Here is a 12,788-nt window from a genome sequence, read left to right on the forward strand (position 1 = left end):
CATCCTTCTGCAATATACAGGCTTATTTTCAGTCTCTGAGTGTTTTAATGTCAGTTTTCTGCTCTCCAGGATTCTTATTCCCAGATTTTTTATTTTTCATCAACTGTATCTTTTCCTGTATTTTCCTGCGGTACACAAGTGCCCCACCCGCGAGCAATATCACCGCAATATAAGGCAGATAAGAGCTTATTCCTCCGCGTTTGCCCGGTCCTTCTGTCTGTGCAGGCATGCTTCCTCCGGAAAGCTCGAGTTCTACTTCCTTATCCACGGTTATTCTTTCCCCTTTTGCATCCGTATATTCAATCTGGACTTTCAGAGGTTTGTTTTCCACGGAAGCAGCAGTTAAATTTTCTTCTTCCACGCCTGCTTTTGCCGTCCCGGGTATTCGTGAACCGCCTTCCTGAGACGCCTCTGCACCCTGTGTGCTCAAAACGTCAAAGGAAGCTATTGTGTAGTCTCCTTTCTCAAGGTTTCCTACAATTGTTGAGGAACTTCCCGATACTTTGTAATTTTCCTGTTTCGGAACAGATACTTTCACCGAATACGCTATATTGTTGCCTACATTTGCAACCGAAAGCGAGACTTCTCCCTCATCGCTTTCAGAAAAGGACACATCAAAGTCGGTTTCTCCGCCTACGAAAACTCCTGCTGTGGTGTTGATAGTATTTTCATTTGATTCATAGTCTTCAAGAACCATATTTATGTCAAGTGTGTAAAGGCCCGGCTCTGCGTTCACATCTGCCATTACTGCGTAAACAATTTTTACGGACTCGCCGGCATCCAGGTATTTAATATATTTTGTATTATCCGAATACACCGGCAGGACCACCCCTTCAGGGTCTTTCCAGGAAATTACCATGTTCTTCAGAGGCGAAGTTCCGGTGTTTGTTACTATAAATTCGAGTGTTTCTTCTTTTGCAATGTCAATATTTGCCTTGTCTATGGTCACAATCTGGGCGTATTCTTTTCCCCTGACCTCGAGAGTTATGGTTTTTCTAGTAGTGTACGTGGTTGATGAAGACCCTGACCCGCTTTTGTAAGTGGTGACGATGTCGATATCATAAGTACCTGCAGATGCGCCGGCATCTGTCATCAGTTTGAACTTGAGGACTCCTCCCTCACTGTCGTCCTGTCTTGCATTTAGATAGGAAATGCTCTTTTCAAGGGACTGCCCGGAAATTCCTGTGAAAGGATATTCAGGGTTTACTTTGACAGTAATATCTTTCAGGTCTTTTGTACCAACGTTCTGCACGCTGACAGTAAGTTCAACAGGTTCTCCGGGGCGCGCAGTGTCAGGGTTCTGTTTTGTCATGTTAACCTGCAGGGATGAAGAATTTATATTTCCGTTTGATGCCCCTAGAGCTGTTCCAGCCCCCAGGCATATGAATATTGAAAATAACAATAAGATTGTCAGTAAAGAGAATTTCCTCATTTTTATTCCTCCGTTCCGTTTTTCCTGCGCTCCTCGATTTTTTCTATTTCCCCGTCCCTGATGTACACTACCCGTGTTGCATATTTTACCAGGTCAAGGTCATGGGTTACTATAATGATTGTTTTCCCTTCTCTTTCGTGCAGCCCGTCCAGAAATTTCAGGATGTAATCTCCTGTTTTGGTATCCAGGTTTCCTGTAGGCTCATCTGCCAGGATTATAGGCGGATTTACAGCAAGGGATCGTGCTATTGCAACCCTCTGCCTCTGCCCACCCGATAGCTGAGAAGGCAGGTTCTTTTTCTTGTTTGAAAGCCCGACAATATCAAGAAGGTATGATGCTTTTTTTCGGGCTGCCTCCCGGTTCTCTTCCTGAAATTCCAGAGGCAGGAGTACATTTTCTTCCGTGCTGAGTGTGGGAATCAGGTTAAAACTCTGGAAAATGAAGCCTATCATCTGCCCGCGGATTCTTGCAAGCTCGGATTCATCAAGTTCTGAGATATCTTCTGAGTTAAGGTACACCGTACCTTCTGATGGTATGTCCAGGCAGCCCAGCAAATTCATAAGTGTACTTTTACCGCTCCCGCTAGGTCCCAGAACAACCAGGAATTCCCCTTCGTAAATCTCCAGGTCTATTCCTTTAAGGGCTGCAAACTCGACCTCTCCCATCTGGTAGATTTTCCAGACGTTGGTCAGTTTAATTAGAGGTTCTCTTTCATCCCGGGTGATTCTGCTTATCCCCGGGCTTTTAACATAGCTGCCTGAGGAGTTAACATAAGGGTTATTTTCCAGGTACACCTCTGAATCTTTCTCGCCTGACCCGCTGTCTGATTCACTGTTAAAACTCGCCACTTTTTCCAGTGAATCCATTATTTTTGAGGAATTAAACCTGGTTTTAAATGTTTCTATTATTTCAGTAAGTGTCATAGATACCTCTAAAAGCCTGGCCTTATTCAGGCTCAATTTTCAGGCTGAACTGAGTCTTTTCAGAGTTGTTTGAGTTTGATTTTTCTTTTTACATGTCTTGTGTTTATCATTTTCACCACTTTTTCCATTACTCACTACTTTTCCCACTCTTTTTCTCAGTACTTTTCTCACTCTTTTTCTCAGTACTTTTCTCACTCTTTTTCACTATTTTTATCAGGCCGGCCATATCTATCTGGACCTCATAATATGACCCTCATAATATGACCCGATCAGACTGTGTGCGGTCTGATGACTATTCGAGGAGTTAATGAGGCACCTGCAAGATGCATGGCGCCTCATCTTCTGGGGTGTAGGTTTTCTTTTTGACTGCCCTCTTCTCTTGTTTTGAACAGGCGGCATCTGGATGTTTTGAAGGGTTTCCAGTTTCTGGTGGCGAGGTGTTTTTTTCAGGTGCCAGTTCCCGTTTGCTCCTTTCTGACTGAAACACCTTTAAGAAAGGTGTTTTATCAGCTGACTGCTCAGGAGGGCTTGAGGCAGTCAACCCATCATAAGCATTTAAAAATAAAAGCATACTTAACTCAAAAAAGGAGATATGTGCTATGAATTTCGCAATGAACCTTTTTTCTGGATATTTTCAGCAATCTATTCTTTAATTAGCCTCTAATCAGCAATTGTACTCTCGATAAAGTATTATTTTTGTAGTACTCAATCATAATCTCAGAAAGGCTTTCTATACAAGCTGTTTTTGAAAAATGAGATATGAGGTTCCTGTATTCTATCACATGCGGTTCTATCGCTAAACTGAGTTAATAAACCGAGTTAATAAACCGAGTTACTAAACTGAGTTACTAAACTGAGAGTTTAAGAATCGTTGGGTATAGATTAATCTGAACTCAACAGGACTGAAGGAAAGTAAATTCAGGTGTCTTTGTCCCCTCAGGTGTCTTTGTCCCCTCAGGTGTCTTTGTCCCCTCAGGTGTCTTTGTCCCATCTTGACCCATGCAAAGTCGTTCTCTATAATGGGTCATTTATGAAAAGGGTCATTTATGAAAAAAATGAAAAAAATTAGAATTTCGGGATAATAAATCCAGAGGGCAGGAGAAATTAAATTCAGGAGACTTTATCTTTTCTCATCCCTCAGGATTATAACATTTCCGCGTCCCCGCTTAAATTTCTCTATCAGCTCTCTTCTTTCGAGGTCTGCAAGCATGAGGCTGACCTTTCCTTCGGAATACTTGAGTTTGCTGCGGAGGTCTTTTTGCGTAATTCTACCTCCTTGGCCCCTGATTATATCCATTATTTCCTGAAGGTCTGCCGGGAGAGGGAGATTCTTTCTGATAACGGGTTTTTCTTTCTCAGGCGGCTTTGACGGCTCGGGTTCAGCCTCAGGCTCATTTTTTTTAACAGAGGTTTCCTTTTCATCTTCAGAGCCCTGCTCTAAAGATGTCGGTTTTATTTCAGGTCTAAACTCCTCGTCTTTTCTATCCAGCTGTTTTTCTTTTTCCTCAAATTCAAGCTTCAGTTCTTCTGAGTACCGGGTTTCTACGGGTTCAGGAAGTTCAGGTTCGGATTTCTGCTCAATACTTTCCTCAGGGGTTTTTGCTGAAAATTCGGCTGTGCTTGCGGGCGTGAAGGCTTTTTCCATTTCATATTCTGCTTTTTCTTCCCAAAGCCCGCCTTTATCCGGTTTACCTGCTTCAGGCTGACGTTTTTTCAGTCCTCTGTCTTCATGCCTGTTTTTCTCTGCATTTTTATGTTTCTGGAGAGTATAACCGCCAGCCAGGAGGAGAAACAATAAAAGGGCTGCAGGGAAATAATAAACCGATGGGGTGGCAAATACTCCATTCTTTTTATCGGTTTCAGATGTGCTTGCATTAACGGGGTTTGAGTCATTTACATCGGAATTGTTTGCAGCATCTGACTTATTACTGACCTCTTGTATGCCGGAACTTTTCGCATCCCCGGTATCTATTAATTCTTCTGAATAAACGGGAAGGAGAAAAAGGTCAATTACATAGCTTCCTCCCCTCTTAACTTCAATAGACTTCTCGGCTGAATTAACAAGGGTGCTGTTTTCATAATAACTGGCTGTAATCAGATAATTTCCGGGCTCCAGTTCAAAAGAATAAATACCGTACTTCGCCATCATGGACTGGGATGGTGTGGAGTTTACCTCAACTATAGCATTTTCCAGAGGCTCGAAGGTATCCCAGCTATATACCACTCCACGAATTGTGGCTGTGTTGCTGTCTGCCAGGACAGGTACCGCAAGAAGTGCTACAGCAGCAATAAAGATAATAAATACTTTCAGATTCATTTTTATCAGGAAACCCGGATGCGGTTTGAATTTTTTATCTTTTTAATTATACTTTTATACTTGCCATACTTTATGGACTCTCTTTTAATAAAGTTAATTCTTCTCAGTAAAACCGGCTCTCACCATTAATTTTTCTCTTATCCCGGTTTCCGGATCGTGTACACCTATCGGGGGGACTCTGCTCTCCGTTTTTCCTGGTCTTCCCGGAGCTATTTCTTTAAGAAATGAGTCCAGTGCCCATTGTCCTTCTCTCTTCATACCATCGGCATTTTCAACGCTATAGGTTCCGTTTCCAAAGAAAGACGCATATCCCTCGCCATCTGCCTCTACAGTGATGTTTTCTCCATTCAGCAAAAGTGTTTTGTGCCTGCCGGAAACCTCCATGTCAGCGGATTGTATGTGGTAAATGAATATGTTTTCCGGGCCGCTTTCTTTAATTTCAAGTACGTAATCCCCTTCAATAATTATTATGGAATCAGGGGACATTACTGCAATTTCACCTTCTTCCAGGTGCAGTTTGATATCAAAACCGCCCATAAGGGTGACTCTTCCCTCACCAGTTGCACTGAGCCGGTCTGTTTCGTTCAATTCTTCATTTCCGGGCATCAGGCGCTTGAATTCTTCAAATATGTCTTTAAGAACCATGCTTGCCTGGATCATCCTCTTCTGCGACTGGATCAGATACTCCTTTTCTGAGCTTTCGACCTGAGATCCGTCTTCTGAGACCTCATTTTTTCCGGCAGTGCCTTCGTCTTTTCCTGATGAGGATACCGCAAGTTCCAGGTAATATTTTGCCTCTTCTACAAGACCATTGTATTCTTCGAGAAGAGACTCAAGCCTGTTCACGTCTTTTCCCTGGTCTCTCAGGTACTGAACACCCGGCTCAAGTTTTGCAGATATAGCTTCTGCCTTTACGATGTTCCTGGCAAGCATGAATGCTGCATCCTGCATAGAGCGGGATGAGTCCTTAATTTCAGGCATACCCGGAGGATGGTCCTGATAACCTATTCCTGGTATCACGTCGCCTTTAAGGAGTCCGGCGTAAGGATAAAAAATGCTCCTGTAAAGGTCTCCGTGATATTTGTAATTAACAGGCTCTGCCTGTGACGAATCAGCACAACCTGAACTTACAATGACTCCTGTAAGTATAATAACCAATGGCAGGAGTTTAAGGGACAAAAATTTAATTTTCATACCGGTCTACGCTTCTGTTAAATAGTCACTGGGCTCTACATTGATTTATTGTTTTTATATGTTATATCAGGTTTGAGTCCGAAAATTTTCCTGACAAACCCCGGGAATATGTTATAATCTACTATAATCTGTGAATCTATTATGGTTTGATATTGATATGATCTGATATCAGTATAATTTGATATTGATATGATCTGATATCAGTATAATTTGATATCAGTATGATTTGATAACCATTTATGATCTGTGAATCAATTATGATCTGATAATCTATTATGATCTATGAATCTATTGTGATTTGATAATCAGTTATGATGTAAATACATTAATCAGGTCTAATCCGCATCTTTTCATATTCCATGCTCACAACATAGTCCCGAAATCTCTGAGGTATCCTTCTTTTCCGGACTTTTCAGATTGTAATGCCGGAGCAATGTTAATATGAGGGACATATCCGAATTCTTTTTTCCGGACAGCAGGATTATTGTTTTTCCGACTGTCTCATATACCTTTATTTCTCTTCCTTTCCTGCTCCACTTTACCTGCCTCACCCTTATGAGTTCGACTTCGAGAAGAGAATCAAGGTTATATTTGAGGGTGTTCAGGCGCACTCCAAGCTCGTCTGCAATATCACTTGCAGACATCGACTTTCTGTCAAGTAATTTGAGAATCCTGATAGAAATCTCATTAGAAAGGATCCTGGAAATTTTTCGGGAGTCTTCGGAAAGTTGCAGGATCAACAGTTTTTCCTCTGGTTTTTCAGGCATTTTCTATCTCTGGTACGTCTGAATAATGAATAGACTGCGACATTTCAGGTTTTATTTCTAACAATTATTTTAAAGTCAGAAGCATCCTGAGCCGTCAATTTGCAGGTATGGACAACATGGTTTCGATCATTTTTTTCAGCCTGGCATTTCATAACCACAGGGTATTGAATTGTCGGCGTTAAAACATATTTGGGGTTTATCAGGCGAGAGTGGGCTGAATGACGGATCACCAGGATGTTCCTGACTCAGATTCTGTATCTGTATATAAAGATAAAAGCATACTTACTCTCCTGTTATCCGTTAACTTTCAAAATTACCCTTTAAAAGAGATTATTTTCATGTTTAACGCTTTATGATCCTTAAGTATAGGATTTTGGAAGTTTAAAATCCCGAAAATTTTTGGAACTGGCAGATCTGTCAGCAATATTAGATTCCTGTCCTAAACTATCCCCGGTTTGAGGAGTAGTTCATGGTCATTTCTTTCAGGACAGGTTGAGGGCTTCAACATGCAAAATCCTGTAAGAAATAGTGCAGGGAAAGAGTCAAAATCATTAATTGCAGTGCTGATCTATTGCAGTGCTGATCTGTCAGTTTTTTTGTTACTTAAAAACTCAGAGTAAAATTATCATTCTGTCAGAGAGCATGTTTTCGGTTTGTTCAGGAACCGGCATACTATCAAAAACTATAAAATATTTTTAATTATGACATATTGCCTATTTGGCTTCTGATTAGTATTAAATCAGTTATATATGCTTAAATTTACTAAAAATGCTTAAAAAAAGCTTATTTTCTAAATTTAATCTTATATCTTTCTTTATTCCTGAAAGTAAGCTTATATTTAAGCCAGTTTATTACAGAAATGTCAGGCGGTGAAAACTTGCCTGGATTAAACAGAACAAAGTAAGATTAAATGAGTAATTTATGGAGACGTTATACTATGAAAAAACAAGCAGTAAAATCAGTTGCCGGTTTTGCGGTAGTGCTGATGGTCTTAAGCATTATTCCTTCTGGTGCTATTGCTTCGGAAAATGCTACCTATGCAGATCAAATAAACTCTGCAAATGGTAAGGGGTCTGGAAAAATGATGTCAGGAGGTATGAGGCACTGGGTAGAAGGACCTGATGGAATGCGTGGTATGGGCTTTTGTCCTGCTGAAAACATAACAGAAGAAAACTTCACAGAGGTTCAGACTGAAGTGCTTAATTCAATCACCGAAAAGATTGCTGAACTTCAAAGCCTGTATAACAATGTAAGCGAGACTTCAACCGCAGAAGAATTGCAGGAGGTTTTACTTGCAGAAAGGCAGGCAAATGCTGAAGGTGCAGGTCCGTGTGGAAAAAATGGATTTCCAGATAAAATGTGCGGACCCTGCCTCTTTAGAGTTGAGGACTTAACAGATGAAAACTTTACTGAAGTACAGACAGAAATAGTTGATACCCTCGGCAATATGACCGATATGCTTAACGTGCAGCTTGAAAAGTCAAGCGATGAAAACATGACTGAAATGCTTAAAGGACAGATATCCGAGTTTCAAGACCTGTCCACCAGCGTAAGTGGAGCTTCCAGTGCGTCTGAACTGCAGGATGTCGTGTTAACTTATATGAAAGCTCAAGCGGTTGACTCAATTGAAAAAGAAATTGAACACCTTGAAACCGGAGTAAGCGAGAATGAGAACTCAGGCGAAGATACGGCCGGGGAAGTTACAAAACTCAACGACAAAATTAAAGAACTTACCGCTCTTAAAGAAGATGTCAACGCAGCTGAGTCCTTTGATGAGTTTAGAGAACTAATGTCCTCTGAAATGAAATATGGTAAAGGCCCTGTGAGGGGAGGAAGAGGACAGATGCATGAAGAAAGGGGTTCTGAGATGCAGGGCAGCCGCAGAAATATGTCCTGAAAATCCTGTTCAGATGATCTCTTTCTCAGGGAAATATCATTCAGGGATAAGCCTGAAAAAATGCTTGAAACAGATTTTGCCCGGAATTGATCCGGAGATAGATCTGCTGCTGGACGAGACGGATTTGCCTTTCAGGTAACTTTATTCCGAATGTTTGATAATTTCATTCCGAAATATTGAAGCCCGAAATTTCAATATTTTTTGCTTTTTCCAGCGGGAGACCGGATTTTTTAATTTTTTCGAGAGATTTTGCTGCAGCTTTTCTTACCATAGCATCAGGGTTATTAAGTGCACGTGAAAGACCCGCAACTGCTTCCGGAGTGCCTATTTTTTCAAGTGAAAATATTACGGATTTATGTATCAGCGAATCAGGGTCTTCAAGAATTCTGAGAAACTCAGGAACGGCTTCTCTCGCCTTCATGTCTCCAAGTGATGTGGCAGCAGCTTCCTGCACAGTATTTTTGGGGTCATGCAGGGCTCTCAGGAGCCCAGGGACAGCTTCTGCTTTTCCTGTTTTTCCAAGCCCCAGAGTTGCAGCTTCACGGATCGAGTTGTCAGGGTCGTCAAGGGCTTTGACAAGTCCTTCGATTGTTTCAGGACTTCCTATTTTTCCAAGTGCACTCACTATCAATTTTCTTACAGGTGCATCGTGCAGATCAAGGGCTTTTACAAGACCAAGAGCTGCTTCAGGAGAAGCGATGTCCGCAAGTACATCTGCAGCCCGGCTTCTCAAATACCAGTCATCGTCATCAAGCTCCTTCAATAGAGCAGAAACAGCTTCTGAATTACCCGCTTTCCCGAGGGCTTCTATCGAAGCCTTCCTCACCTTCCTATCAGAAGCTCCCAGTGCCTTCACAAGAACTGGTACCGATTCCGATCCTCCTATTATTTTGCAGAGCGCTTCCGATACTGCTTCCTGTACTGGCTGTCTCGAGTCCTTAAGAAGTTCCATTAATTCTTCAAGGACATCAGAAATACCTCTTTTCCCAAGAGTTTCCACAGCCTGCTGTCTGACCCTGTTATCCGGGTCTTCAAGGGCTTTTACAAGCCCGCAGGCTGCTTCATAGGTATTTATTTTTCCAAGTGCTGTTATAGAAATTCTTTTCAGGGGGCTGTCCGGGCAGGTAAAAGTTGCGGTAAGCCCTGAAACTGCTTCTGGAGACCCTATTCTCATCAATGCTTTTACCGATTCTTTACGTATCAGTTTATCAGGATCCCTGAAACCTTTCACGATCCCTGAAACCGCTTCCTGGGTCCCTATTTTTCCAAGGGCAATTATTGCAGCTTTTTTGACATAACTTTCAGGGTAGTCAAGCATTTTCATCAGGCCGGGCACTGCATCAGGGTCATTGATTTCCCCGAGGGCTTCCGAAGCAGCAGCTTTCACCTTCGAACTAGAATCTTCAAGCGCTTTAAGCAGAACAGGTACAGCGTCAAAGTCCCCTATTTCCCCAAGTTCTTTTGCAGCAGCTGCCCTGTTCCCTGCAAAAACAGAGCGTTCCACTTTCTTTATCAGGTTCCTGGTATTTTCATCCATCTCTTTCCATCCCCCAATTAATTTAACAGTTCATTAGAAATATCTTAAACTTTGTATCCTGTATAAAACTTCATACGATTTTTTAAGCATAAGAACATGCTCATATGTTAAAAATTTAGTATATGAAAACCCTCAAAACATATTTTTTAAGAGCACATTTTTCCCGCTTATACCAGCTAAGAATAAGGCTTCAGTGAATTGAAGCCGTAATTTTTAAGATTCGATCTTAAATAAATAGTATAATGTCCCCTGTTTGACCCTGTAACTAAATTTTCCTCTGACATTTTCTATTTTTTAATATTATTACTTTCAAAGATATAAGAACTTTTAGTTTATCAACTCTGAATATTTAAAAAATAAACTCTGGATATTTAAAAAATAAGTAGACTTTTAAGTTAAACTTCAACAAAAGCAACTGAAATAATCAATAAAAAGAAACAGTAGACGAAGGGAAATAATAGTGGGCTCCGACCAGAATAAATAAACTAACAGCAGGCACCGTAATATTATCATCTATGTTTTCTATTCTTTCTACAAATGAGCATAAAATTCCCGCAATAATTCCTGCAATCCCCATCTGTGCACCAATAATTATGCAAAGCATTAACATGCCTGCAGTTCCTTCCCAGGCTTTAGTCCTTTTATTGTATTTCAGGTTTCTGATTATTCCGGTAATCCCGTCGCCAAATGCCATAAAAAGCACAGGGATTACACCAAGCCAGAAGCTCTTATCAATGTACCAGGTGAGAAATATTATCAGCCCCCAGCTTAACGTGAAATCCACATCATATATGTTTTCCGGGTCCTGAAACCAGTACATGCGCCTGTTGAGTTTATGCGGCACATATGTTGCAAAAGCAAGCCCCAGAGCCATCAGTGCTGGCAGTATGGGTTCGCGAGCGAAGAATGGAAGAAGCAGTGCCGTTAAACCGCCTGCTAGAAAATGTATTGTCTTTCTGGAAAAATACATTGAAGAACTGGTTGACCTTCCTTTTTTTAAAGAAAACTCATATACTTTTTTTGAAATAACGAAGAGAACAAATAAATTCCAGACTGCAAGCACTACAAATACAGGAAGGTCAGCATATACGGACTCTATGGGAACCTGAAGTACAGCCTGCATGACACTCTGTATATCTTTAAATTATAAGGATTTTTGGATTTAATCAGGTTCCCGGCTTACCATGTCTACTGACCTGTTATTTTGAGGTCCTATCAATGCCTGTCTTCATATCAAAATAAATTCACTTTTATTTTTTTATCTTTTTTCAAATAAAAATAGAAATGCCTATATATTTTACAATCTTCACACTGTGACTGGAGGACTCTTATGAAATTTAACAGGGTTTTTATGGCCCTTCTTCTGTCCCTGGCAATTACCCTTGCAGGAAGCGGGTGTGTTTCCCAGGGTGAAGGAGCAGAAGAAGGAGAAAATATTGAAGCAGAGGAAGTCGAGGCTAATGTTGAGGAATCTAACATCCGGGCGAATCCTGTGACCCCCTGGAATCCGGAACCTACCGAACCGGTTATTGATCCAACCGCTTACATACATCCCCAGGCGTCAGTTATAGGGGATGTGACGATAGGCGCCAGTGTAATGGTGTCTCCAATGGCTTCTGTCCGGAGCGATGAAGGCATGCCGATATTTGTAGGAGATGAATGCAATATCCAGGACGGTGTTATACTCCATGCACTTGAGACCGTTAATGAGGAAGGCGAACCCGTAGAGGAAAACCAGGTTGAAGTAGACGGCAAAAAGTATGCTGTTTATATAGGAGAAAGAGTTTCCCTTGCCCACCAGGCTCAGGTTCACGGCCCTTCCCTTGTCGGAAATGACACATTCATTGGAATGCAGACTTTCGTTTTCAAAGCTAAAATAGGAAATAACTGTGTGCTTGAACCGACATCTGCAGCGATCGGTGTAACTGTCCCTGATGGAAGGTACATCCCGGCAGGCACTGTAGTAACCTCTCAGGATGAAGCCGATAAACTGCCCGAAGTTACGGATGATTATGCATACAAGCACACAAATGAAGCTGTGGTGTATGTAAATACCAACCTTGCTGAAGGGTACAACGCATAATAACATTGCTGAAGTAAAAGAATATCGGGTAGATTGATCTGAAAATCATAGATTACCGGAAAGATACGAAAGATCAATTCTGCAGATGAAACTCTCTTAACCGAAAAAACCTTTAATAAATACTTTCTTCTGCCCGAAACTGCCTGAATTGATCTGTTATCGGGCAGTCTTATTTTTTCCCACCCTATTCTCGTCTCGCCCGAATTGCGCATCGGGAGGACGGTGTCCTTTTCACTCGCTTTGCTTGCTCAAGAGGACTGAAGGACTGATTTAGAAGAGGAAGGGTGAACTTCATAAGGACGGCGATAAAGCTTTTATACTTGACCAGAGAAAGCATATTCACTTTAGCTATTTGTTCTTTTCCTGCTCGATAAAGGGAACGGCGTTTTCCACAAATAAGAACTGACATACGTAGATACCAAGTTAAGTCTGTTTTAATGTCTGATATTTGTTTGACTTTTTTGTTTTGCGTTCAGACAATTTTTTGTGTCCTCTAACAGTAATCAATATTTATTAATGATGTACTTGAGATGGGGGAGGGATTCTGGTTTTACGAAGCATTTTCGGTAAGATTGCCATTAATTTGAGAAATTAAATTTATGCTCCCTTATTTCCTGATTTCAGTTTACGATGTATAA

The 12,788-nt window shown here is 41.2% G+C and carries 11 protein-coding genes; 3 read left to right on the top strand and 8 right to left on the bottom strand.

The genetic code is table 11. The features are described from left to right. Positions 1-28: 28 nt before the first annotated feature. From M886_RS12065 to M886_RS12090, 6 genes are all read right to left on the bottom strand, one after another. On the bottom strand, positions 29-1,312 hold the full coding sequence (locus M886_RS12065; protein ID WP_230670790.1) for a COG1361 S-layer family protein: 1,284 nt from the start codon (positions 1,310-1,312) through the stop codon (positions 29-31). A 122-nt stretch (positions 1,313-1,434) separates the two neighbouring features. Continuing rightward, positions 1,435-2,355 (bottom strand): ABC transporter ATP-binding protein, encoded by a 921-nt coding sequence (locus tag M886_RS12070; protein ID WP_015413049.1) that lies wholly within the window; start codon positions 2,353-2,355, stop codon positions 1,435-1,437. A 304-nt stretch (positions 2,356-2,659) separates the two neighbouring features. Then, positions 2,660-2,926, bottom strand: a complete 267-nt coding sequence (locus tag M886_RS12075; protein WP_048045970.1) for a hypothetical protein — start codon at positions 2,924-2,926, stop codon at positions 2,660-2,662. Between the two features lie 549 nt (positions 2,927-3,475). Next, on the bottom strand, positions 3,476-4,672 hold the full coding sequence (locus M886_RS12080) for a helix-turn-helix transcriptional regulator (protein ID WP_048051248.1): 1,197 nt from the start codon (positions 4,670-4,672) through the stop codon (positions 3,476-3,478). 93 nt (positions 4,673-4,765) lie between these two features. Next, on the bottom strand, positions 4,766-5,866 hold the full coding sequence (locus M886_RS12085) for a hypothetical protein (protein ID WP_048051249.1): 1,101 nt from the start codon (positions 5,864-5,866) through the stop codon (positions 4,766-4,768). A 350-nt stretch (positions 5,867-6,216) separates the two neighbouring features. Then, entirely contained in the window at positions 6,217-6,633 is a 417-nt protein-coding gene (locus M886_RS12090) for an ArsR/SmtB family transcription factor (protein WP_015413045.1), read from the bottom strand. A 937-nt stretch (positions 6,634-7,570) separates the two neighbouring features. Between M886_RS12090 and M886_RS12095 the strand changes: the two genes are divergently transcribed. Next, a complete protein-coding gene (locus M886_RS12095; protein ID WP_048040416.1) occupies positions 7,571-8,530 on the top strand; it encodes a hypothetical protein in 960 nt (319 codons plus the stop codon). Continuing rightward, a complete protein-coding gene (locus M886_RS12100) occupies positions 8,481-8,669 on the top strand; it encodes a hypothetical protein (RefSeq protein WP_015413044.1) in 189 nt (62 codons plus the stop codon). The genes M886_RS12095 and M886_RS12100 overlap by 50 nt, the downstream gene beginning before the upstream one ends. 24 nt (positions 8,670-8,693) lie before the next feature. Here M886_RS12100 and M886_RS12105 read toward each other — a convergent pair whose 3' ends face one another. Then, entirely contained in the window at positions 8,694-10,067 is a 1,374-nt protein-coding gene (locus tag M886_RS12105) for a HEAT repeat domain-containing protein (RefSeq protein ID WP_048051250.1), read from the bottom strand. A gap of 424 nt (positions 10,068-10,491) precedes the next feature. Next, on the bottom strand, positions 10,492-11,190 hold the full coding sequence (locus tag M886_RS12110) for a hypothetical protein (protein ID WP_048051251.1): 699 nt from the start codon (positions 11,188-11,190) through the stop codon (positions 10,492-10,494). A gap of 207 nt (positions 11,191-11,397) precedes the next feature. On the opposite strand from M886_RS12110, the gene M886_RS12115 reads away from it, so the two are divergent. Beyond that, positions 11,398-12,150, top strand: coding sequence for a carbonic anhydrase (locus M886_RS12115; protein ID WP_015413042.1), 753 nt, complete (start codon positions 11,398-11,400; stop codon positions 12,148-12,150). Positions 12,151-12,788 lie beyond the last annotated feature (638 nt).

The organism is Methanosarcina soligelidi (genome assembly GCF_000744315.1).
Classification (GTDB): Archaea; Halobacteriota; Methanosarcinia; order Methanosarcinales; family Methanosarcinaceae; genus Methanosarcina; species Methanosarcina mazei.